The following is a 22,459-nucleotide window of genomic DNA, read 5'->3' as shown; positions in this document are numbered from 1 at the left end:
GCATGGACAACGAGACCACCACCGGGCACGTCACCCGCAAGGCGGTGCTGCGCGCCGCGCTGGCGGCCGGCATCGCGGCCCCCGCGGTCCTCATGGGCGTCCCCGCGCTCGCCCGCACGATGACCGAGGCCGACGTGCCGCCCGCGCTCACCCCCGCGTGCGACGACGGCGACGACCCCACGCCGGCACAGACCGAGGGCCCCTACTTCAAGCCCAACTCCCCACTGCGCAGCAGCCTGGTGGACGCCGGCACCGCCGGTGTCCGGCTCACCGTCAGCGGCTACGTCTTCGGGCTGGCCTGCCGGCCGATATCCGGCGTGCTGCTCGACTTCTGGCAGGCCGACACCAACGGCGCCTACGACAACGCCGGATACCGCTTCCGCGGCCACCAGTTCACCGACGCGTCCGGTGCCTTCAAGCTGACCACCATCGTGCCCGGCCTCTACCCGGGCCGCACCCGGCACATCCACGTCAAGCTCCAGGCGCCCGGCCGCCCGGTGCTGACCACCCAGCTGTACTTCCCGAACGAGCCGCGCAACAACACCGACACGATCTTCGACCCGCGGCTCCTCATGACCGTCCGGGACGCGGGCGGCGCCCGGGAGGCCGCCTTCGACTTCGTGCTGAACGTGCCGCAGGACCCGGGCCCCACGCCGACCGCGACCCCCACCGGGGCCCCGGGCGGCACCTGGGCCGCCGGGACCGCCTACCGGGCGGGGGACGCCGTCACGTACGGCGGCCCGGGCTACGTGTGCCTCCAGGCGCACACGGCCCAGGCCGGCTGGGAGCCGCCGAACGTCCCCGCGCTCTGGCGGCTCCGGTAACTACGCGGCGGGCACGACCCGGCCCCGGACCTCGCCCAGCGCCACCCGGAGGCCGTCCGGGCCGGGCGCCCAGGCCGTCAGGACGACCTCGTCGCCGTCCTCCAGGAACGTCCGCTTGCCGCCCGCCAGTTCCAGGGCGTCGCGGCCGTTCCAGGTGAGCTCCAGGAGCGAGCCGCGCTGGTTCACCTCGGGCCCGGAGACGGTCCCGGAGCCGTAGAGGTCGCCCGTGCGCAGCGAGGCGCCGTTCACCGTCATGTGGGCGAGCTGCTGGGCCGCCGTCCAGTACATGGAGGAGAACGGCGGCTCGGCGACCTTCTCGCCGTTGATCTCCACCGTGATGCGCAGGTCGAAGCCGCCCTGCTCCTCCGCGTCCGTGTCGTCCAGGTACGGCAGCAGCGGGAGGTCCCGCGCGGGCGGGGCGGTGCGGGCGGCGTCCAGTGCCTCCAGCGGCGTCACCCAGGCCGACACCGAGGTCTGGAACGACTTGCCGAGGAACGGGCCGAGCGGCACGTACTCCCACGCCTGCACGTCCCGCGCCGACCAGTCGTTGAGCAGCGTCAGGCCGAAGACGTGCTCCCGGAAGTCGGCGAGCGGCACCGGCCGGCCGAGCCGCGACGGGGTGCCGACGACGAACCCGACCTCCGCCTCGATGTCCAGCTTGACCGACGGTCCGAAGACCGGGGCCGGGTCCGACGGCGCCTTGCGCTGGCCCGACGGGCGGACCACGTCGGTGCCGGAGACGGCGACCGTGCCCGCGCGGCCGTGGTAACCGATGGGCAGGTGCTTCCAGTTGGGCGTCAGCGCGTCGCCGTCGGGGCGGAACATCCGGCCCACGTTCGTGGCGTGGTGCTCGCTCGCGTAGAAGTCGACGTAGTCCGCGACCTCGTACGGCAGGTGCAGCGTCACCGCGTCCAGCGGGTGCAGCAGCGGCTCGACGTCCGCCCGGTGCGCGGGCACCGTCACCCACGCGGTGAGCGCGCGGCGTACGTCGCGCCAGGCGGTCCGCCCGGCCGCGAGCAGCGGGTTCAGGGTGGGCTGTGCGAGCAGGTCCGCGTACGGGGAGCCGAGCGCGTGCGCCGCGGCACCCGCGTCCAGCACGTGGTCGCCGATCCGGACGCCGACCCGGCGGCGGCCGGGCTCGTCGGCGGTGGAGAAGACGCCGTACGGGAGGTTGTGCGGGCCGAAGGGATCGCCCTCGGCCAGGTCGAGCGGGCTGTGCTCGGACATCGGTGCGTGCCTCGCTTTCCAGGTGTGTGGAGGACACGTTACGGGCCGGGCCGCCGGGCGCTGATGACATGGATCACACAGAAACCGCGGCCTCCGTGAGCAACTGCCCCCGTATGCCCCCTATGCGCGCGAGGTGGACTCCGAACCCGGGCGTGAGCTGCGGAAACGACCCCCCGGGGCGGCCCGTCGCGGCTTACGATCGCCCAGGCGCGGCGCCGCGTGAAGCCCCCCGCAGCAGCCGCCCGCCCCCACACTTCGCACTCTTTCTCTGACCAGGAAAAGGTCCGCAACGTGAAGATCCGCCGCATTCTCGCGACCGCCGTCGCAGCCGCCGTGACCACCCCGGTCGTGTTCCTCTCGGCCGCTCCCGCGTTCGCCGACACCAAGCCGGCCGCGCCGCAGTCGCAGAAGCCGTCGTCCCACGAGGACGAGGACGACATGCCGTCCCTCGAGGAGCTCAAGGCCGCCGTCGCCGCGGCCCAGAAGGCGTACGACGCCGCGGTCGCCGACGTCGCCGCGGCCGGGGCGGCCATCGATGCCCTCGACAAGGCCGACCACCCGCTGAAGGCCGCGCTCTCGGCCGCCCAGCAGACCGCCGGGGCGGCCGCCGCGGCGAAGACCGCCGCCGACGAGGCGCTCGCCAAGGCCGAGGAGGCCGTGACGAAGCTGCCCGAGACCGCGACGGACGAGGAGAAGAAGGCCGCCGCCGACGCCGTCACCGCCGCGAAGAAGACCGCCGACGAGGCCGCCGCCGCGCAGACCGCCGCCGACACCAAGGCCAAGGAGGCGCAGAAGGCCCTGGCGGACGCGAACGTCGCCGCGTTCCACGTGCTCGGCCTCGCCCAGAAGGTCGAGAAGGCCGCCAAGCAGGAACTCGCCGACGCCAAGGAAGACCTGGAGATCGCCGAGGAGATCGAGGGGGAGTGCAAGGTCGACGACGCCCTCAAGCTCACCCTGAGCGGCCCGAGGACGGTCACCGCGGGCAAGCCGGCCGTCTTCTCGCTGCGCGTCACCAACACGTCCGGCCACGCCCTGGACGTCGTCGACGCCTTCGCGAACGCCATCCGCCTCCCCGCCCCGGGCGAGGAGTTCGACGACGAGACGGTCCTCCAGGGCCGCCTCATCCCGGTCGAGTGGTCGTCGGCCGACGTCCTGGAGTGGACGCCGATCAACGACAAGTACGAGTCCATCGAGATCGGCAAGCTCGCCAAGGGCGCCTCGTACGACGTGAAGCTGCGCCTCACGCCGCCCGCCGACTCGCCCGCCGGCCGGGGCGTCGCCTTCGCCTACGCGGAGTACGAGAACAACGACGGCTCGTGCGGCATGGGCGAGGACTACCCGGACGTCGACTTCACCATCGCGGCGGCCGACAAGGGCGGCAAGCCGAAGCCGACGCAGACCGCGACGCCGACCCCTGCGCCGACCGTCACCACGAACACCACCCAGCAGGGCGGCTCGTCGAACACCCCGGTGAACGGCACGCTCGCCGCCACCGGCGCGGACGACACCCTGCCGCTGGGCCTCGCCGCCGCCGGGGCCGTCGCCCTGGGCGCCGGCGCGATGGTCGTCTCCCGCCGCCGCAAGGCCGGCACGAGCGCCTGATCCGGCGCCGGGGCGCCCGCACCCCCCTCACCGGGGGTGCGGGCGCCTCCGCGCGTCCTCAGCCCGCCGTGCGGACGATCCGCTCCTCCCAGGTGCGGTGGAAGAGGACCTCGCCGCCCTCCTTGCACACCACCTCGTTCCGGGTGAAGAAGGCGTCCGCGTCGCAGGTGATCTCCGAGCGGGTGTCGACGGTGCAGTCCCAGGCCAGCTCGGGCCGGTGCAGCCGGATCGACCACTCCGAGCGGGTCCGGGCGGACAGCGGCCCGCTCTCGTCGATCGTGTACGTCTCCACGGCGTCCTCGGTGAACTCCAGACCGTCGGGGTACACGCGCGTGCCGCCGTACTTCGGGTCGACGTCCAGCCGCCACTCGCCCTTGGCGACGTCCCGGACCACCACCCGCTCCGGGCGGGGCTCCTCCAGGGTGTTCGGGTACACGACGCCGAGCGGCGCGGCCTGTTCCGGCTCCTCCCACTCGACGGCGTCCTCGGTGTGCGCGCGCACCGGCAGGGTGAGGTGCGAGCCCGCCGGGTCGAGGGTGAAGCCCGCCGCGTCCGGCTGCGGCCAGATCCACGGCCAGTACGTGGAGGAGACCGCGAGGCGGACCCGGTGGCCGGGCGGGAAGGTGTGCCCGATGGCGTTCAGCTCGAAGACGAAGCTCTCCGTCTCGCCGATCTGCGCCTCCACGGCCCGGTCGCGGCCGTAGCGCGCGGAGAAGTTGAGCGCGCCGCGGGTGACGAGGGTGGAGGAGCCGTCGGGCGCGATGTCGCAGAGCCGGGCGATCACCTGCCCGGTGGGCGCGGCGCTGCGCAGGGCGAGGCTGACCGACGGCCGGCCCAGGATCTCGATGGGGCCGCCGTCCTCGGGCACGGGGAAGTCGAAGCAGGCCGAGTGGGCGTCCTCCTCCCGCTGGTCGGGCGGCAGGTCGGCGTCGTTGCCGAAGGGGAAGAAGCGGCCCGCGTCGAGCCCGGTCTGCTGCGGCGAGTCGACGACGACGGGCTCGCCCTGGAAGCCGTAGGTGACGGGGGTGACGTGTGGGGAGGGCCAGGACGGGTCGGCGACCCAGCGGCCCGGCAGCTCCTCGTAGACGGTGGCGGGCGGGTGCGTCTCGCTGATCCAGGAGCGCAGCAGCGGCTCGGCCATCACGTCGTTCTCGACGCCCTTGAGGTGGTGGTCCCACCAGCGCAGGGTCTCCTGGAGGAAGCCGATGGCGGGGCCCGGCGGCAGGCCGCGGTCCGGGTACTGGTGGGACCAGGGCCCGATGATCCCGCGCACCCGGTCCTGGGGGAGGTGCTGGACGAGGCGCAGGACGGTGTCGCGGTAGGGGTCGTGCCAGCCGCCGACGGCCAGGACGGCGGCGCGGACGGCCCCGTAGTCCTCGCAGACGCTGCCGTGCTTCCAGTAGGCGTCGCGGGTCTGGTGGGCCAGCCAGGTGTGGACGAGGGGCTCCACGGACTCCAGGCGCCGCAGCCACATCCCGCGCCACTCGTCGCCGACGTGGGCGGGGTCCGGCGGGCGGGCGACGAAGGCGAGCATGGTGGCCGCCCAGGCGTGCATGTCGACGCCGAGGACCGAGCCGCCCATGTAGTGGACGTCGTTGTCGTAGCGGTCGTCGGTGGAGCAGACGGTGACGACCGCCTTGAGCGGTTCGGGGGCGAGGGCGGCGATCTGCAGCGAGTTGAAGCCGCCCCAGGAGATGCCGAACATCCCGACGCTGCCGCTGCACCACTCCTGCTCGGCGAGCCAGTGCACCACCGCCACGCCGTCCGCGAGCTCGACCGCGTCGTACTCGTCGCCCGGCAGGCCCTCGCTGTTGCCGTGGCCGCGGACGTCGACCCGCACGGAGGCGTAGCCGTGTCCCGCGTACCAGGGGTGGCGCTGGTGGTCGCGGGGCGCCGTCCAGTCGGTGAGCCGGTAGGGCAGGTACTCCAGGAGTGCCGGGACGGGCTCGTCGGTCACGGGCCGCCACACGCGCGCGTACAGCCGGGTGCCGTCCGGCAGCGGGATGCGGACGTCCTCGTGGCGGGTCTCGTACGGGAAGTCGGTGCGGATCTTCATGGCGGATACCTCGGGTCCCTCGGGCGGCCTCAGTGGACGGGGTGCATGGTGCGGCGCAGCCAGGGCGCCAGGGAGATGACGACGAGGCCGACGGCGACGGCCACGGCGCCGTTCACGCCGAAGTAGACGGGCTTCGAGACGTCGTCGTAGAGCTTCACGGTCTGCGCCTGGATGCCGTTGGCGAGCGCGAGGGACAGGAACCAGAGCGACATCGTCTGGCTGGAGAAGGCCTTCGGGGCGAGCTTGCTGGTGGCCGACATCCCGGAGGTCTCCAGGAGGACGTCGCCGAGGCCGAGCAGCAGGTAGGAGCCGACGATCCACCAGGCGGCCATCCGGTACGTGTCGTCGGCGTGCCCCGAGGTCGGCAGGACCATCAGGAGGAACGACAGGCCGCCGAGGATCACCCCGAACGCGATCTTGTGGGAGACGTGCGGCTGGCGGTGGCCCATCCGGGCCCAGACGCCGGCCACCACGGGCGCGAGGAGGACCTCGAAGGCGCCCAGGGCGGAGGCGTACCAGCTGGCGGGGAAGTCGAAGCCGAGGATGGTCGTGCGGGCGTTGGTGGACGCGAGCAGGATCATCGTCGAGTACGCCTGGAAGAGGATGAAGTTGAAGACCACCGAGGCGAGGAAGAGCACGACGTACGGCTTGAGGCGGCCGCGCTCCTCGGCCGTCACCCGGGGGCTGGTGAACATCACCCAGAAGTAGACGACGGGGGCGATCACCGAGATCACGGTGAGCACGTCCACGAACCGGTCCAGGGTGAGCCAGCCCGCGAGGGCGAGCCCGGTCGCGGCGACGGCCACCACGACGGCGCCGACGGCCATCGCGCGGACGGCCCGGCGCATGGCGTCCGGTGCGAGGGCGAACTCGGCGGAGTGCCTGCGCCCGGCCAGGTGACGGCGGCCGGCGACGTACTGGATCAGGCCGAGGGTCATGCCGAGCGCGGCGGCCGAGAAGCCCCAGTGGTAGCCCTGGTGGTCGGCGAGCCAGCCGGTGATCAGCGGGCCGGCGAAGGCACCGATGTTGATCGCCATGTAGTAGAGGGCGAATCCGGCGTCGCGGCGGTCGTCGTCCGTGCGGTAGAGCTTGCCGACCATGGTCGCCACGTTGGGCTTGAGCAGGCCGGTGCCGGCGCTGATCAGGCCGAGGCCCACCCAGGTCATCGCGGCCGTCGGCACCGCCATGGCGTAGTGGCCGCAGGCGATCAGGACGCCGCCCCACAGGACGGCCCGGTAGGAGCCGAGGATGCGGTCGGCGAGCCAGCCTCCGGCGACGGAGACGAGGTAGACCAGGGTGCCGTAGGCGGCGGCGACCGAGGCGGCGGCGCCGGGGTCCATGCCGAGTCCGCCGTCGGCGACGGTGGCGGCGAAGTACAGGACGAGGATGGCCTGCATGCCGAGGAACGAGAACCGCTCCCAGACCTCCAGGCCGGACAGGGTCAGCAGGCCCCGCGGGTGGCCGAGGAAGGCGCGGTCGTCCTCGGGGGGCGGCTGCTCGCCGTTCGGGTCGGTGTCGATCGTTGTTCGGGACAAAACGCCTACTCCAGGTCGTATCAGCTGATCACGAACATACCGGGGGTGACGGGAAGGCGCCCACGGTGATCGAAAGGTGACCGGATACGCTGGCTGGAGTGCATCCAGCGACACATCGACAATCCATGTGATCGTCAGCAGGCGTCAGCAGACAGGAGACCCCCTCGTGACCGTCGTCGGGCCGTTCGGTCTTAGCGTGCGGGACCAGGCTCTTGAGGCCGATGTCCAGACCGGTTTGGCGGCTGTGGAGGCGGGCCTCCTGGACGCCACCAAGAGCGATGTCCCCTTCATCACCGAGGCCGCGCAGCACCTGGTCCTCGCCGGTGGCAAGCGTTTCCGCCCCCTGCTCGTGATGCTCGCCGCACAGTTCGGCGACCCCTACGCGCCGGGCGTCGTGCCTTCCGCCGTGGTCGTCGAGCTCACCCACCTGGCCACGCTCTACCACGACGACGTCATGGACGAGGCGGACGTGCGGCGCGGTGTCGACAGCGCCAACACCCGCTGGGGCAACTCGATCGCCGTCCTCACGGGTGACTTCCTCTTCGCCCGCGCCTCGCACACGCTGGCGGACCTCGGTCCGGAGGCCGTCCGGATCCAGTCCGAGGCGTTCGAACGCCTGGTGACCGGCCAGATCCTGGAGACCGCGGGCCCGACCGACGGCCGTGACCCCGTCGACCACTACCTCGACGTCCTCGGCGGCAAGACCGGCTCGCTGGTCGCCGTCTCCTGCCGCTTCGGCGCCATGATGGCCGGCGCCGACGAGAGCGTCGTCGACACCCTCACCCAGTACGGCGAGCGGCTCGGCGTCGCCTTCCAGCTCGCCGACGACGTCCTCGACATCGCCTCCGACTCCCACGAGTCCGGCAAGACCCCCGGCACCGACCTCCGCGAGGGCATCCCCACCCTGCCCGTGCTGCACCTGCGGGCCGCCGCCGCCGCCCACGGCCGCCCCGAGGACGTCGAGCTCGTCGCCCTCGTCGACGGCGACCTCACCGACGACGCCCGGCACGCCGAGGTCCTGCGCCGGCTGCGCGTCCACCCGGCCCTGGAGCAGGCCCGCCGGGACACCGTGCGCTACGCGGAGGAGGCGCGCGCCATGCTGGCGCCGCTGCCCGACGGGTACGCGAAGTCGGCCCTGGTCGAGCTGTGCGACGCGGTGGTCCACCGCGCGGGCTGAGGGAGATCCCGTACGCCGCGCGGGCGAGGCCGCCCCGCCGGCGGGTCATCCCGCAGCAGTACGCGAGTTGATCCCGGGGGCTGACGCTTCCGGGCGCCCGCTTTGGTGTGATGGGTACATCGACCACACAGGGCGCACGGAGGTAGCGGAGACCATGGCAGCGAACGAAGCCCGTAGCGAGACCCGTCGCAAGGCGAGCCGGTACGTCATCCCGGTCGCGGTGGCCGGAGTGGCCGCGGCGACCATCGGCCTCGTCCCGGCCCTCGCGGCGTCCGGTGACCCGGACCTGCCCGAGATCACGGCCCAGCAGCTCATCGAGAAGATCGCCGCGTCGGACACCCAGACCCTGTCGGGTACGTTCCGGATCTCCACCGACCTCGGACTGCCGGCCCTCGGCGGCCTGGCGTCCGGCCTCGGCGGCGGCTCCGGCTCCGCCTCCGCGGACCCGTCGGAGAAGCTCACCGAGCTCGTCTCGGGCACCCACACGCTGCGCGTGGCGGCCGACGGCCCCGAGCGCCAGCGGCTCACCCTGCTCGACGGTTCCGACGAGTACAGCCTGATCCACAACGGCGACGACGTCTGGGGCTACGACAGCGCGTCGAACGAGGTCTTCCACGAGAAGGGCGCGGCCGGCGCCCCCGAGGCGGACAAGGAGCTCCCGGGCACGCCCAAGGAGCTCGCCGACGAGGTCCTGAAGGCGGCCGGCGACACCACGTCGATCACCGTCGGCGGGACGGCGAAGGTGGCCGGCCGGGACGCGTACCAGCTGGTGATCAAGCCGAAGCAGGCCGGTTCGACGGTCGAGTCGGTGAAGATCGCGGTCGACGCGTCCACCGGCACCCCGCTGAAGTTCACCCTCGCCTCGGTCGAGGGCGGCAAGCCGGTCGTCGACGCGGGCTTCACCAAGGTCGACTTCAGCCGGCCGGCGGCCTCGGAGTTCACCTTCGCGGTGCCCAAGGGCGCGAAGGTGACGGAGGGGGCCGCGGAGAAGGGGCTCGAGGAGTCCGGCGGCGACCTGCCGAAGGGGTTCGAGGACGGCCTCGGCGGCCTCGGGAAGGGCTTCGGCGGCTTCGGCGACCTCGCGGACGGCGGCACCGGCCCGAAGGTGATCGGTGAGGGCTGGACGGCGATCGCGTCCTTCGACACGGGCGCTCCGGTCCCGAAGACGGACGAGGCGCCGAAGGAGCTCCAGGGCTTCCTGGACTCCTTCGGCGACAAGGTCACCGGGAAGTTCGGCTCCGGCACCGTCTTCAGCACGAAGCTGGTGAACGCGCTCCTCACCGACGACGGCAAGGTCTACGTCGGCGCGGTGACGAAGGACGCGCTGGTGAAGGCGGCCGACGCCGCGAGGTGACGGCGCCGGGGGACCGCGGGGTTGGGACCCCGGGCGGGTCGGGGGCGATGGTCACCGACCCACCCGGGAGTTCTTCCGGGACCTACGGGAACGTCAGCTTGAACCCGTTGATGTACCCGGTGTCGGCGCCGGCCTTGTCCTGGGCGCGCAGCTTCCAGACGCCGTTGGCGACCTCGGAGGAGGCGTTGACGGTGAAGGTCTGCTGGATGTTGTCGGCGCTGCCGCCGGAGCGGTTGCTCAGGCTGTAGACCGAGCCGTCGGGGGCGACGAGGTCGACCACGAGGTCACCGCGGTAGGTGTGGATGATGTCCACGCCGACGGCGAGGTTGCTCGGGGCGTTGCCGGTGACGCCGGAGACGGTCACCGAGGAGGTGACCGCGGCTCCGGGGGAGTCCGGGATGGTCACGTCGGCGGTGTTCTCGAAGACCTTGCCGGTCGGCGGCGTGGTGGCCCCGGAGAGCGTCCAGATCGCGTGGGCGACGGCGTCGCTGTTGCGGTCGAGGGCGGTGTCGTTGATGTTCGCCGTCGTGTCGCAGGACGAGTGGTAGCAGCGGTCGAAGGCCTGGCCGGCGGTGCCGCCCCACTTCTGGGCCTGGGCCGCCGTCTTGGTGTAGTCGGCGCCGGTGAAGAGGCCGCCGACCGGGATGCCGACGTTCTTGAACGGGGCGTGGTCGGAGCGGCCGTCGCCCTCCGTCTCGATCTCCGTGGCGATGCCGAGACCGGCGAAGTAGTCCTTGAACGTCTTCTCGATGGTGGGGTCGTCGTCGTAGACGAAGTAGCCCGGGTTCGGCGAGCCGATCATGTCGAAGTTCAGGTAGCCCTTGACCTTCGCGCGCTCGGTGCTGGGCAGGTTGTTGACGTAGTACTTCGAGCCGATGAGACCGAGCTCCTCCGCGCCCCACCAGCCGAAGCGCAGGTGCTTGGTGGGCTGGTAGCCGGCGCGGGAGACGGCGAGGGCCGTCTCCAGGACGGCGGCGGAGCCGGAGCCGTTGTCGTTGATGCCGGGGCCCGAGGTGACCGAGTCGAGGTGCGAACCGGCCATCAGGACCTGGTTCGGGTCTCCGCCCGGCCAGTCGGCTATGAGGTTGTAGCCGGTGGCGCCGCTGGAGGTGAAGGTCTGCAGGGTGGTGGTGTAGCCGGCGGCGTCCAGCTTGGCCTTCACGAAGTCGATCGACGCCTTGTAGCCGGTACGGCCGTGGGCGCGGTTGCCGCCGTTGGCGGAGGCGATCGACTGGAGGTCCGTCAAGTGCTGCTTGACGTTGGCCAGCGAGATGTCGGGCGCGGCCGCGGCGGCCTGCGAACCGGCGGACGCGGTGCCGGTGAGTCCGCCGAGTGCGAGCGCCGCGAGGGCGGCGGCCGCGGTGATGCGTCTGGGCACGGAGATGTTCATCTGTGGGGGCTCCGGATTCCGAACGGGGATGGGACGGAACGTGCGAGACGCCTCGGGCTTGGGTGCCACGAGGCGCTGGAGCTGTGCGAGTGCATGTGCGGTGTTCAGTTGTGCTGATGTGCGTGCTGAATGTTCAGCGAGATTTTGACTCCGCGTCAAGAGCGGAAACCGGTCAGCCCCGTTCGCTCACCGGACGCACACCTCCGTGCCCCCGTCCCCCCCCCCGCCCCCCCTGGTCCTCCGTCAGTGCACGCAGAACTCGTTTCCCTCGGGATCGGCCATCACGACCCAGGAGCCGGAGGGCTCGTCGACGCGGCGCAGGACCGTGGCGCCGAGGGCTCCCAGACGGTCGACCTCCGCGTCGCGGGTGCCGGCCTCGGGGTGGAGGTCGAGGTGGAGGCGGTTCTTGACGGTCTTCGGCTCGGGGACGCGCTGGATCAGCAGGCGGCGGCCCAGGCCCCCGCCGGTCACCGGGTCGTGCGGGTCGTCCGGATGGCGGACGGCGGCCAGGTCGCGCCAGCCGAGCCGGGCGTGGCCGGTGCCCTCGTGGAGGGTGACGGTCGCCTCGGCGGGGGCGGCCCCGAGGTCGAGCAGGCGCCGGATCTGCGGGTCGTGGTCCTCCTCCAGGTAGCCGAGCGCGGCCGCCCAGAAGGTGGCCTGGGCGTGCGGGTCGGCGGCGTCGAGCACAAGCTTCCAATGGATCGTGGTCATGTAACTCGTTATAGTGGTTACGTGACCCAGTCCGCCACCGGAACCACCCCGTCCGCCGGAATGACCCTCCGGCCCCGCCACGGCCGGAGCTTCCGGTTCGACGCCGGCGCCCTCTGCCTGGAACTGCTGCTCACCGGCGGTCCCGGTCCCGTCGCCGCCCGGTACGAGACCCTCGGCCGCGTCGGGGGCCTCCTCGACTGGGTGCGCGACTGCCGGCTGCCGCCCGGCCTCGCCGTCACCGTCACCGACGCCGAACTCGCCGCCGTACGGGAGACCCGGGACGCGCTCTGGGAACTCGCGCTCGCCCGCGCCGAGGACCGGCCCCTGCCGCCCGGACCCCTCACGGTCCTCAACGCCGCCGCGGCCGGGACCCCGCTGGCCGCCCTCGTCACCGCCGACGGCACCCGCGCCTGGGCCCCCGGCGCCACCGGCGCCCGCCTTCTGGCGACCGTCGCCCGCGACGCCGTCGACCTGCTCACCGGGGCCTGGGCCGACCGCATCAGGATCTGCGGCGCCGACGACTGCGCCCTGCTCTTCGCCGACACCTCCCGCCCCGGGCGCCGCCGCTGGTGCTCGATGGAACGGTGCGGCAACCGGCACAAGGTCCGGGAGCACCGCGCCCGCACCCCCGCCGGGACGGAGGGCTGACGGGCCGGGACGGCGTACGGGTGGCGGTCGCGCGTCCCGGGACGGGACGGGACGCCCGCCGCGCCCCGCAGACCGTAGGGTCGGGCTCCCGGACCTCCGGTCCCCGCCGCCCCGAAGGAGCGCACGCCCATGCACATCGCCGTACTGGGAACGGGTGAGGTCGGCCGCCGCCTCGCCACCAAGCTGGCCTCGCTCGGGCACGAGGTCACCATGGGCTCCCGCACCGCGGACAACGCCGAGGCCGCGAAGTGGGCCGAGGAACACGGCGGCGCCCACGGCACGTTCGCCGACGCGGCGGCCCCCGCCGAACTGGTGGTCAACGCGACCGGCGGGCTCGTCTCCCTCGCCGTCCTGCAGGCCGCGGGCGCCGACAACCTGCGCGGCAAGGTCCTCGTCGACGTGTCCAACGCCCTCGACTTCTCGGAGGGCTTCCCGCCCAAGGTCGTCACGCCCGAGGGCGGCAGCCTCGCCGAGCAGCTCCAGCGGGCGTTCCCCGACACCCGCGTCGTCAAGACGCTCAACACCATGACCAACACCGTCATGGTCGACCCGGACCGCGTCCCCGGCGCCCACAACGTCTTCCTCAGCGGCGACGACGAGGCCGCGAAGGCCGTCGTCGCCGGCCTGCTCGGCTCCTTCGGCTGGCCTGCCGACCGGATCGTCGACCTCGGCGACCTGTCCAGCGCCCGCGCCACCGAGCAGCTCATGCAGCTCTGGCTGCGCCTCTACGGGGTGCTCGGCACCGGCGACTTCAACCTGTCCGTCTCCGTCGCCGGCTCCTGAGCGACCAGGTGGCCGAGGAGGCCGTCGGGCGTCGGGTACGGCTCCTCGCGGGGCAGCAGCCGGCCCGCGGCCTCCGGGTCGCCGGCCCGCACGAGGCCGTGGACCTCGTGGGCGAGCGCGGTCACGTCCCGCACGCCGACGGTCCACTCGTCCGCGTACGCGCGGGACGCCTCGCCCGAGAGTCCCAGCTGGAGCGACCGGTGCGCCAGCGGACGCAGGCGCAGGTCGCGCTCCGGATCCCACTGGACCCGGGCCGGGGAGGCGCGCAGCCGCCGCTGCCAGGTCTCCCGGTCGGGGTGGAACCCGCGGACGTGGTGCGACAGACAGGCGTTCCGCAGCGCCCACTCGAAGCCCTCACGGGTGATCTCCACGGCGAGGACGGTCTCCTGGCCCTCCTTCGTCCCCCAGCCCGAGCGGTACATCATCCACAGGAACGAGGGCTTGATCCACGTCATCCGGTCCCGTTTCCAGGCGGCCGGAAAGCGCCCGTCGCGGGCCGCGGGCAGCCCGATCGCGGCCGGGTAGGCCTGGTAGACGGTGACGGTGTCCGGGGTGTGGAGCGCCCGGATCCGGTACTTCGGCTCTTCCATGGGCCCAGCGTGCGCGGGCGCGGCCGCGCGGGGCCACCGGATTTCGGGCCTTCGGACACCCGGCGTCCGGGCCGGGGGTCCCGCCGACTGCGACGGACGTCACGGCCGGGACGCCCCCGTACGCGCCTAACCTGAGGGGATGAACGACGCGCCCGGCTGCCCGCTCCTCGGTGTCGCCGCCACGTACATGCCCCGGCTCGCGGAGTTCCCCTCCGAGCCGGGGCTCGTGGCCGCCGTCGACCAGCACGCCGCGGCGGTGCGCGAGGCCCTCGTCCCGGCGCCCCGCCGCGGCCGGCGGAACCCGGCCCTGCGGCGCGAGGAGCTCGCCGACTACGTCCTCGGCTTCACCGACCGGCTCTCCGAGGTGCAGTGGACCGAGCCCGCGGGCCACGACTTCGCGACCCTGCGGCTGACGGCGGTCTGCTGGCTGATCCGCGAGCACGACCTGCTGGCCGGCTGAGCGGAGGGCCCCCGCCGGCGGCGCCCGGGGTCAGCCGCCGGCCCGGGCCGGCGGCGGGGAGGCCGGGGTGTCGGCGGGCGCGTGGGCGGGGGAGCCGGCCGCGGGGCCGGCCGGCGCGGAGGGCGGGATGTCGGCCGCCAGCGCGGCGGCCTTCGCCGCCTCGACCTCGATCCGGCTCCGTCGGTTCGTGCGCAGCGCGTCCCAGGTGAGCAGCGTCAGCGCCAGCCAGACGAGCGAGAAGCCCGCCCAGCGCTCGGCCGGCATCGCCTCGTGGAAGTAGACGACGCCGAGGAGGAACTGGAAGGTCGGCGCCAGGTACTGGAGGAGGCCCAGCGTCGACAGCGGTACGCGGATCGCGGCCGCCCCGAAGCAGATCAGCGGGACCGCCGTGACGACGCCGGTGGCGGCGAGGAGCGCGGTGTGGCCCGCCCCCTGGGTGCCGAAGACCAGGGTGCCCTGGGTGCCGAGCCAGATCAGGTAGGCCAGGGCGGGCAGGAACTGGACGGCGGACTCCGCGGCGAGCGACTCCAGGCCGCCGAGGTTGACCTTCTTCTTCACCAGGCCGTAGACGGCGAAGGAGAACGCGAGGGTGAGGGAGATCCACGGCGGCTGCCCGTACCCGATCGCGAGGACGAGGACGGCGGCGAAGCCGACGCCGACCGCCGCCCACTGCGCGGGGCGCAGCCGTTCCTTGAGGACGAGGACCCCGAGGGCGATGGTGACGAGGGGGTTGATGAAGTAGCCGAGGGACGCCTCGACGACGTGCCCCGTGTTCACGGACCAGATGTAGAGGCCCCAGTTCACCGTGATGACGGTGGCGGCGACCGCGATCATGCCGAGCTTGCGCGGACTGCGCAGCAGCTCGGGTATCCAGGCCCGGCGTCGGAGGACGAGGAGGGCCAGGCCGACGACGACCAGGGACCACGCCATCCGGTGGGCGAGGATCTCGACCGCCCCCGCGGGCTTCAGGAGCGGCCAGAAGAGCGGGACCAGGCCCCACATCCCGTAGGCGCCGATCCCGTAGAGCAAGCCTGCTCGTCCTTCGTCATCCGTCTTCACCGGACCTCCTGCCCCGCGCCGCGCTGTCCTGTCGAAGGTAGCGCCGCACGGGGCGGGTTGTCATGCCCGTACCGCGATACGGTCATGACCCCGTTACGCGGAGGCCAGCGCCTCCTCGATCGTCACCGCGATCGGGGTGGTCGGGCGGCCGATCAGGCGGGCCAGGTCGCCGGTCCGCACGGCCAGCGCGCCGTGCCGGACGGCCCGGTCGACGTCGACCAGGATCTCGGCGAAGACCTGCGGGACGCCGGCGCCGGTGAGGATCGCGAGGTGGGTCTCGGCGGGGACGTCGTTGTAGACGATCTCCCGGCCGGACTGCGCCGCGACCTCGGCCGCGTACTCGGCGAGCGACCACGCGGTGTCCCCGCTCAGCTCGTACGCCCGGTTCAGGTGCTCCTCGGCCGGCCCGGTCAGCACGGCGGCCGCGGCGGCGGCGTAGTCGGCGCGGCTCGCGGAGGCGATCCGGCCGTCACCGGCGTTGGCGACGACGGCGCCGTGCGCCAGGACCGGGGCGAGGTTGGCGGTGTAGTTCTCCGTGTACCAGCCGTTGCGGAGGAAGGTGTACGGCAGGCCCGACGCGAGGATCAGCCGCTCGGTCTCCTTGTGCTCGGCCGCCAGGTCGAAGTCGGCGTCGTCGCCGCCGAGGACGCCGGTGTACGCGAGCTGGGCCACGCCCGCCGCCCGGGCCGCGTCGATCACGGCGCCGTGCTGCGCCACGCGCTGCCCGACCTCGCTGCCCGAGATCAGCAGCACCCGGTCGCCGGCCGCGAAGGCCTCCGCCAGCGTCTCCGGGCTGCCGTAGTCGGCGATCCGCAGCTCGACGCCGCGGTCGGCGAGGTCGGCCGCCTTCTCCTTGTTCCGGACGACGGCGGCGACGGTCCCGGCGGGGACGGTGGCGAGGAGGGCGTCGATGACGAGACGGCCGAGCCGGCCGGTGGCTCCGGTGACGACGATGCTCATGGTGCTTCCTCTTCCCGAGGGGTGCGGTGGGCGATGCACTCACCGTACGTCGGGCGCTAACCTTTCGTAAGTACCCACTTTGAAGTAAGGTACTGGTATGGGAGTAAGTGAGGAACCGAAGAGCCTGCTGGCCGACGTCGACGGCGCCATGTGCCCCGCCCGCCTCGTCCTGGAGCACGTCACGAGCCGCTGGGGGGTGCTCGTCCTCATCGCGCTCCACGAGCGCTCCTACCGCTTCAGCGAGCTCCGGCGCCACGTCGGCCGCGTCAGCGAGAAGATGCTGACCCAGACCCTCCAGACCCTGGAGCGCGACGGCTTCGTCCACCGCGACGCCAAGCCCGTCATCCCGCCGCGCGTCGACTACTCCCTCACCCCCCTCGGCGAGGAGGCCGCCCGCCGCGTCCGGGAGCTCGCCCGCTGGAGCGACCGGCGCGTCCCCGAGGTCCTCGCCGCCCGCGAGCGCTACGACGCGCTGCGTCGCGAGACGGCTACCGGTTCGTCCCAATGACGTTGTAGCCGGAGCGAGTTGTCCGCCCCGCACCGTACGATCTGCTCACGTTCGGGGGAAACCGTGAGGGACCGTAGGGGGAGCTGTGACGTACGGGGACCGAAGACTGCTGCGCGCCTGCTGCGCCGTGCTGGTGGGCGGACTGATGGCCACCGGGTGCGCCGGCGGCGACGACGACGGGAAGAGACCCGCCGGCAAGGGCGGTACGAGCGCGGCACGGGGACCCGCCGAGGCGTCGACCACCGCCCCGGCGCCCACCCCGACCGCCCTCGACTTCACCCCGGACCCGAAGCGCGCACCGAAGACCGAGGCCGAGGCCCGCCGCCTCGCCCTCGCCGTCGTCGCCGGGCCCGACGCCTGGGCCCCCGGCTACGTCAAACGCACCCCGTACCTCAGCGACCCTGACTACTGGCCCGTCCTCGGCGCCAACTGCTCCTGGGAGACCGGCGCCAGGCCCGCCGACGTCCTCGCCAGCGTGACCGCCTACAGCGAACTCCCCGCGACCGGCGGCAAGGGCGTCCTGCGCGTCGCCGCCACCGTCACCGTGCACCGCACCGAGTCCGACGCCGACTGGGAGATGGCCTCCACCCTCGAAGAGGCGCTCAACTGCCCCGACCAGAAACTCCGCGACGGCGAGAGCATCACCGGCCTCATGTCGCTCGGCAACCCCTTCGGCGTCGGCGGCAACGCCACCGCCCACGACTCGATCCGCGAGGGCGGCTACTACCTCAACAGCGCGGTGAAGGGGAAACAGCCCTACAGCTGGTACCAGTCCCGGATGGGCCAGGTCACCGTCGCCACCGTCGTCAAGGGCGCCCCCGGCTACCAGGAGCTGAGCGACGCCACGTCCATCGGCACCTCCCAGGCCCAGGTCCAGGCACTCGTCACCATGCTCGACCGCGTCGAGCGCGCGCTGGAGGCCCAGTCGTGAGCACCCCTTCGCAGCCCCGTCCCGAGCCCGGCGCCCTCCAGCCGCTGCTGCCCTCCGACCCGTCGACGATCGCCGGCTACCGGCTCCTCGGCCGCCTCGGCGCGGGCGGCATGGGCGTCGTCTACCTCGGCCGCACCGCCGCGGGCGAGCTCGCCGCCGTCAAGGTCACCCACGCCGACCAGGCCGACCAGCCCGACTTCCGGGCCCGCTTCCGCCGCGAGGTCGAGGCCGCCCGCCGGGTCTCCAGCCCCTGGGCCGTGCCCGTCACCGGCGCCGACCCGGACGCCCCCGAACCGTGGATGGCCACCGCCTTCGTCGCCGGTCCGTCCCTCGGCGAGGCCGTCACCGCGCACGGCCCGCTGCCCGAGCGCAGCGTCCGCCTCCTCGGCTGGTCCGTCGCCCGCGCCCTCGCCGCCGTGCACGCGGCCGGACTCGTCCACCGCGACGTCAAGCCCGGCAACGTCCTCCTCGCCGTCGACGGCCCCCGCCTCATCGACTTCGGCATCGCCCGCTCCACCGGCGAGACCGCCCTCACCGCCACCGACATGGTCGTCGGCACCCCCGGCTTCCTCGCCCCCGAACAGGCCGAGGCCCGCACCGACGCCATCGGCCCGCCCGCCGACGTCTTCGCCCTCGGCTGCCTCCTCGCGTACGCGGCGACCGGACGGCCCCCGTTCGGCACCGGCGCCGTGGACGCCCTGATGTACCGGACCGTCCACGACGAGCCCGACCTCACCGGCGTCCCCGAGGGACTCCTCGACCTCGTCCGGGACTGCCTCGCCAAGGACCCCGCCGGACGCCCCACGGCCGCGGAGATCGGGGTCCGGCTCGTCGAGGACAAGCCCGGCGACGGCGCCGAATGGCTGCCCGCCCCCGTCGTCCGGACCATCGCCGAGCGCTCCGCCCGGATGCTCGCCCTCCCCGAGATCGACGCCACCGAGGCCGGCGCCCCCACCGCGCCGGCCGACCCGCGCAAGAGCAGGCGCGGCTTCCTGCTGCTCGCCTCCGGCGCCGCCGTGGTGGCCGCGGGAGGCGGCGCGGCGGCCCTCTGGGCGGGACTCGCCGAGGACGAGGACGACGCCAAGGGCGGCGGGAAGGCCGCCCCGCCCCGCACCGCCTGGACCATCGGCGTCCTCGCCGACCTGTCCGGCCCCGCCAAGGAGATCGGCCGGGCCCAGGAGAACGGCGCACGCCTGGCCGTCGAGCAGTTCAACGCCCGCAAGGACAAGCCCTTCACGCTCGCCCTCAAGGTCGTCGACGACCGCGGCGACGCCCCCCGGGCCCTGGAGACGGCCAAGACACTCACCACCGACCCCGGGGTCCTCGCCGTCCTCGGCCCCACCACCGACGCCGTCGCCCAGGCGGTGATGCCCGCCTTCGAGGAGTCCGGCATCCCGCTGATCACGGTCTCGGCGGGGTACAACCTGCTCACCCTCCGCACGGGCACCACGTCCAACGAGACGTTCCTGCGCGCCATCCCCAACCACATCAGCGCCGGCACCCATCTCTCCTTCGCCGCCACCCTGCTGCCCCAGATCCGCCGTCCCGGGGTCCTGGAGGACCGGACCGAGGACCACTACAGCTGGCAGGTCACCGGCGGCGTGCGCTTCGGCTTCGGGCAGGCCGGCATCGCCCCGCACTTCCGGGTCGTCCCCGCCCACGCCGACGCCGCCGCGTACCGCCGCGTGCTCGGCGAGATGATCGACGCCGGCATGGACGCCTACGTCCACTGCGGAGTCACCGAGACCGCCGTCCACGCCGCCCGCGCGCTCGTCGCCCTCGGCTTCACCGGGCCCAGGTTCACCGGGCAGGCCGTCTTCGGCCAGGACTTCCTCCAGCAGGCCGGGGCAGCGGCTGAGGGCTGGTTCGTGTGCGCGCCCGTCGCCGACCCCACCGCGCAGAAGACGGCCGCCGCCTTCGTCGCCGCCCACCGCAAGCGGTTCGGCACGGCTCCCGCGTACTACGCGGGCGAGTCGTACGACGTCGTCACCATGACGATCCAGCAGCTGACCGCCCAGGCCAAGGCGGGCGGCAAGCCCGCCCGCAAGGGCCTGTGGGCCGCGCTGCGCAAGCAGAAGTACACCGGCGCGATGGGCGGTTACCACTTCAACGAGTTCGGTGACCTGGGGCTCGGCGGCACCTTCGTCTTCGCGGTGCAGAACGGCGCGTACAAGCCGATCGGCTCCGCCCCCCTGCTGCCGAACAAGCCCGAGAACGACAAGAAGGCCTGACCCGTGCAGCCGCTCCGCAAGGCCGACCCGTCCACGATCGCCGGCTACCGGCTCCTCGGGCGGCTGGGCGCCGGCGGCATGGGCGTGGTCTTCCTCGCCCGCGCCGCCGGCGGCACGCTCGCCGCGCTCAAGCTCATCCGCGCCGAGCACGCCGCCGACCCCGGTTTCCGGGAGCGGTTCCGCCGCGAGGCCCGTGCCGCCGAACGCATCACCGGCCGCTGGGTCGTCCGCGTCCTCGGCGCCGACCCCGAGGCCCGCGAACCGTGGCTCGCCACCGAGTACGTGCCCGGCCCCTCGCTCGCCGAGGCCGTCGCACTGCACGGCGCCCTCCCCGAGCCGACCGTCCGCGCCCTGGGCGCCCGCCTCGCCTCCGCCCTCGTCGACATGCACGAGGCGGGGCTCGTCCACCGCGACGTCAAACCGGGCAACGTCCTCCTCGCCCTCGACGGGCCCCGCCTCATCGACTTCGGCATCGCCCGCTCCGCCGGCGCGACCGCCCTGACCGCCACCGACGCGATGATCGGCACCCCCGGCTTCCTCGCCCCCGAACAGGCCCGCGTCGCCGGGTCCGGCGAGGTCGGCCCCGCCAGCGACGTCTTCTCGCTGGGCTGCGTCCTCGCGTACGCGCTCACCGGCGAACGGCCCTTCGGCGCGGGCGCGGTGGCGGCCGTCGTCTACCGCACCGTCCACGAGGAACCCGACCTCGACGACGTGCCCGACACCCTCCTGCCCCTGGTCACCGCCTGCCTCGCCAAGGACCCGGCGGAGCGGCCCACGGCAGCCGAGGTCCGGTCGGCCCTGGGCGCGGCCGACGGCCCCGCGGGCGACTGGCTGCCGCCCGGCCTGCCCGCGCTGATCGCCCAGCGCTCCACCCGCGTCCTCGACCTGCCCGTCGCCGAACCGACCCTGCTCACCGGCGAGGAACCGTCCCCGGGCGTCTCCCGCCGCCGGTTCCTCATGGCCGGCTCCGCCGTGGCCGTCGCGGGTGCCGGCGGCCTCACCGCCTGGCTCCTCACCCGCTCGCCGGGCGGCACGGGCACGGGCGGCACCGGCGGCCCCCTCGCCTCCTACACGATCGGCGTCCTCACCGACCTGAGCGGCCCCACCAAGGCGGACGGACGGGGGCAGGAGCGCGGCATCCGGCTGGCCGTGGAGGAGTTCAACGCCCGCGCCGACCGGCCCTTCGACGTGCGGCTCCGGGTCGAGGACGACGGGGGGAGCCCGGCGCGGGCGAAGGCCGCCGCGGCGGCGCTGCTCAAGGACCCTCGGCTGGTGGGCGTCCTCGGGCCGACCTCGGAGTCGACGGCGGTGGCTGCGGGCAATGAACTCGCCCGCCACGCCATGCCGTTGGCCAGCGTCGTCGTGGACGTCCCGGCCGGGCAGATCTACGGTCAGGAGACCAAGACCACCTACTTCCAGCCGCGTACCCGTCAGCTGATGATGGCCATTCCCTTCGTCCGCTACCTCTCCGAGCACGACGCCCTCCGGATCGCCATCGTGGAGGACCAGGCCGCCGGGGAGTACAGCTGGACGATCGTCAGGAACCTGAAGGAGTACCCGCCGTCGACGGAGGAGGGCGCGGCGGTGACCTCGCATCCCGTGGCGGCGGACGGCGAGGACTTCGGCCCCGCCGTCCGCGCCGCCCTCGCGACGGACCCCCAGGGCGTCCTGTTCGCGGGGTCCTCGCCGCGCCGGGCCGCCCTGTGCGCCCGCGCCCTGCGCGACCAGGGATACCGGGGTCCCTGCGGAAGCGTCGAGTACGCTCTCCGGCCGGAGTTCCTGACCGTCGCCGGCCCCGCCGCCGAAGGCTGGTACTTCGGTACCGGGTACGTCGATCCCGACGGGCTCACGGTGGCCCGGACGTTCGCCGCCGCGTATCGGAAGCGCTGGGGCCTCTCCGGCACTGTCCCGGTCGAACGGTTCGCGACCGAGGCGTACGACCTCGCCAACTGGGCGCTTCAGGCGCTGCGCCTGGCGGCCGGCAACAACGCCGAATCGGTCGTGGCGGGCGTCCTCAACGGCTTCGTGCAGAAGCCGTACCAAGGTCTGGTCAAGAAGTACACGCACCTGACGGACGCGAACAAAGCCATCGCCCTCGCCGGGCTCTTCCTCTGGCAGGTGAAGGGCGGAGTGCCCCGCTTCCTCGGCGCCTTCGACGAGGCGGCGGCGAAGGGCACGTGAAAGGGGCCAGGTCCGTGCCCACGGACCGGGCCCCCGACGTCGTACGGGCGCGTCAGCCGACGACCGTCCACGTGTCGTTGCCCGCGAGGAGCTGGCCCAGGTCGCCCTTGCCGTACTGCTCGACGGCGGCCTCCAGTTGGTCGGCCATGAGGGTGTCGTAGACCGGTCGTTCGATGGAGCGGAAGACGCCGATGGGGGTCTGGTGGAGGGTGTCGGGGTCGGCGAGGCGGGA

Annotated in this window: 19 protein-coding genes and 1 pseudogene; 11 read left to right on the top strand and 9 right to left on the bottom strand. The window is 73.4% G+C overall.

The annotated features are described in order from the left end of the window. Positions 1-2: 2 nt before the first annotated feature. Positions 3-824, top strand: a complete 822-nt coding sequence (locus ACZ60W_RS27040) for a dioxygenase family protein (RefSeq protein ID WP_469757978.1) — start codon at positions 3-5, stop codon at positions 822-824. On the opposite strand, the gene fahA is transcribed toward ACZ60W_RS27040, so the two are convergent. After that, positions 825-2,051: a fumarylacetoacetase gene (fahA, locus tag ACZ60W_RS27035; protein WP_469757977.1), complete on the bottom strand. Its 1,227-nt coding sequence runs from the start codon at positions 2,049-2,051 to the stop codon at positions 825-827. A 291-nt stretch (positions 2,052-2,342) separates the two neighbouring features. On the opposite strand from fahA, the gene ACZ60W_RS27030 reads away from it, so the two are divergent. Next, positions 2,343-3,653 (top strand): peptidase, encoded by a 1,311-nt coding sequence (locus tag ACZ60W_RS27030; RefSeq protein ID WP_469757976.1) that lies wholly within the window; start codon positions 2,343-2,345, stop codon positions 3,651-3,653. Between the two features lie 58 nt (positions 3,654-3,711). Here the strand turns inward: ACZ60W_RS27030 and ACZ60W_RS27025 are convergent, their stop codons facing one another. Together ACZ60W_RS27025 and ACZ60W_RS27020 are read right to left on the bottom strand one after the other, a co-directional pair. After that, positions 3,712-5,709 carry a CocE/NonD family hydrolase gene (locus ACZ60W_RS27025; RefSeq protein WP_469757975.1) on the bottom strand — a complete coding sequence of 666 codons (1,998 nt, stop codon included), beginning with the start codon at positions 5,707-5,709 and terminating at the stop codon, positions 3,712-3,714. A gap of 29 nt (positions 5,710-5,738) precedes the next feature. Then, positions 5,739-7,244 (bottom strand): peptide MFS transporter, encoded by a 1,506-nt coding sequence (locus ACZ60W_RS27020; protein WP_469757974.1) that lies wholly within the window; start codon positions 7,242-7,244, stop codon positions 5,739-5,741. Between the two features lie 166 nt (positions 7,245-7,410). Between ACZ60W_RS27020 and ACZ60W_RS27015 the strand changes: the two genes are divergently transcribed. Continuing rightward, a complete protein-coding gene (locus ACZ60W_RS27015) occupies positions 7,411-8,421 on the top strand; it encodes a polyprenyl synthetase family protein (protein ID WP_469757973.1) in 1,011 nt (336 codons plus the stop codon). Between the two features lie 154 nt (positions 8,422-8,575). Next, positions 8,576-9,775 (top strand): LolA family protein, encoded by a 1,200-nt coding sequence (locus ACZ60W_RS27010; protein WP_469757972.1) that lies wholly within the window; start codon positions 8,576-8,578, stop codon positions 9,773-9,775. Between the two features lie 82 nt (positions 9,776-9,857). Here ACZ60W_RS27010 and ACZ60W_RS27005 read toward each other — a convergent pair whose 3' ends face one another. Further along, complete coding sequence (locus ACZ60W_RS27005) at positions 9,858-11,165, bottom strand: M28 family metallopeptidase (RefSeq protein WP_469757971.1); 1,308 nt, start codon at positions 11,163-11,165, stop codon at positions 9,858-9,860. A 243-nt stretch (positions 11,166-11,408) separates the two neighbouring features. Continuing rightward, positions 11,409-11,876, bottom strand: coding sequence for a VOC family protein (locus ACZ60W_RS27000; RefSeq protein WP_469757970.1), 468 nt, complete (start codon positions 11,874-11,876; stop codon positions 11,409-11,411). A gap of 60 nt (positions 11,877-11,936) precedes the next feature. On the opposite strand from ACZ60W_RS27000, the gene ACZ60W_RS26995 reads away from it, so the two are divergent. Beyond that, positions 11,937-12,524, top strand: coding sequence for a CGNR zinc finger domain-containing protein (locus tag ACZ60W_RS26995; protein WP_469758009.1), 588 nt, complete (start codon positions 11,937-11,939; stop codon positions 12,522-12,524). Between the two features lie 129 nt (positions 12,525-12,653). Continuing rightward, positions 12,654-13,307, top strand: a complete 654-nt coding sequence (locus ACZ60W_RS26990; protein ID WP_469757969.1) for an NADPH-dependent F420 reductase — start codon at positions 12,654-12,656, stop codon at positions 13,305-13,307. On the opposite strand, the gene ACZ60W_RS26985 is transcribed toward ACZ60W_RS26990, so the two are convergent. Continuing rightward, on the bottom strand, positions 13,250-13,897 hold the full coding sequence (locus tag ACZ60W_RS26985; protein WP_469757968.1) for a DUF4291 domain-containing protein: 648 nt from the start codon (positions 13,895-13,897) through the stop codon (positions 13,250-13,252). The two genes, ACZ60W_RS26990 and ACZ60W_RS26985, sit on opposite strands and share 58 nt — an antisense overlap. A 139-nt stretch (positions 13,898-14,036) precedes the next feature. Between ACZ60W_RS26985 and ACZ60W_RS26980 the strand changes: the two genes are divergently transcribed. After that, a complete protein-coding gene (locus ACZ60W_RS26980; RefSeq protein ID WP_469757967.1) occupies positions 14,037-14,357 on the top strand; it encodes a DUF6401 family natural product biosynthesis protein in 321 nt (106 codons plus the stop codon). 30 nt (positions 14,358-14,387) lie between these two features. Here the strand turns inward: ACZ60W_RS26980 and rarD are convergent, their stop codons facing one another. Together rarD and ACZ60W_RS26970 are read right to left on the bottom strand one after the other, a co-directional pair. Continuing rightward, a complete protein-coding gene (gene rarD, locus ACZ60W_RS26975; protein ID WP_469757966.1) occupies positions 14,388-15,416 on the bottom strand; it encodes an EamA family transporter RarD in 1,029 nt (342 codons plus the stop codon). A 93-nt stretch (positions 15,417-15,509) separates the two neighbouring features. Next, positions 15,510-16,376, bottom strand: coding sequence for an SDR family oxidoreductase (locus tag ACZ60W_RS26970; RefSeq protein ID WP_469757965.1), 867 nt, complete (start codon positions 16,374-16,376; stop codon positions 15,510-15,512). A gap of 97 nt (positions 16,377-16,473) precedes the next feature. Here ACZ60W_RS26970 and ACZ60W_RS26965 point away from each other — a divergent pair, with 97 nt between their 5' ends. The 4 genes from ACZ60W_RS26965 (at position 16,474) to ACZ60W_RS26950 (ending at position 22,227) form a co-directional block, all read left to right on the top strand. Beyond that, positions 16,474-16,884 carry a winged helix-turn-helix transcriptional regulator gene (locus ACZ60W_RS26965; RefSeq protein ID WP_469757964.1) on the top strand — a complete coding sequence of 137 codons (411 nt, stop codon included), beginning with the start codon at positions 16,474-16,476 and terminating at the stop codon, positions 16,882-16,884. 85 nt (positions 16,885-16,969) lie between these two features. Further along, positions 16,970-17,815 (top strand): hypothetical protein, encoded by an 846-nt coding sequence (locus ACZ60W_RS26960; RefSeq protein WP_469757963.1) that lies wholly within the window; start codon positions 16,970-16,972, stop codon positions 17,813-17,815. Continuing rightward, entirely contained in the window at positions 17,812-20,046 is a 2,235-nt protein-coding gene (locus tag ACZ60W_RS26955) for a bifunctional serine/threonine-protein kinase/ABC transporter substrate-binding protein (protein WP_469757962.1), read from the top strand. The genes ACZ60W_RS26960 and ACZ60W_RS26955 overlap by 4 nt, the downstream gene beginning before the upstream one ends. 3 nt (positions 20,047-20,049) lie before the next feature. Then, positions 20,050-22,227 carry a bifunctional serine/threonine-protein kinase/ABC transporter substrate-binding protein gene (locus tag ACZ60W_RS26950; protein WP_469757961.1) on the top strand — a complete coding sequence of 726 codons (2,178 nt, stop codon included), beginning with the start codon at positions 20,050-20,052 and terminating at the stop codon, positions 22,225-22,227. A 52-nt stretch (positions 22,228-22,279) separates the two neighbouring features. On the opposite strand, the pseudogene ACZ60W_RS26945 reads toward ACZ60W_RS26950, so the two are convergent. Then, positions 22,280-22,459 (bottom strand): annotated as a pseudogene (locus ACZ60W_RS26945) (2-oxoacid:ferredoxin oxidoreductase subunit beta); the annotation flags it as partial.

The organism is Streptomyces sp. NPDC104202, assembly GCF_055584185.1.
The sequence above is the reverse complement of the archived record's forward strand: the minus strand, read 5'-3'. Positions and strand labels throughout refer to the sequence as shown.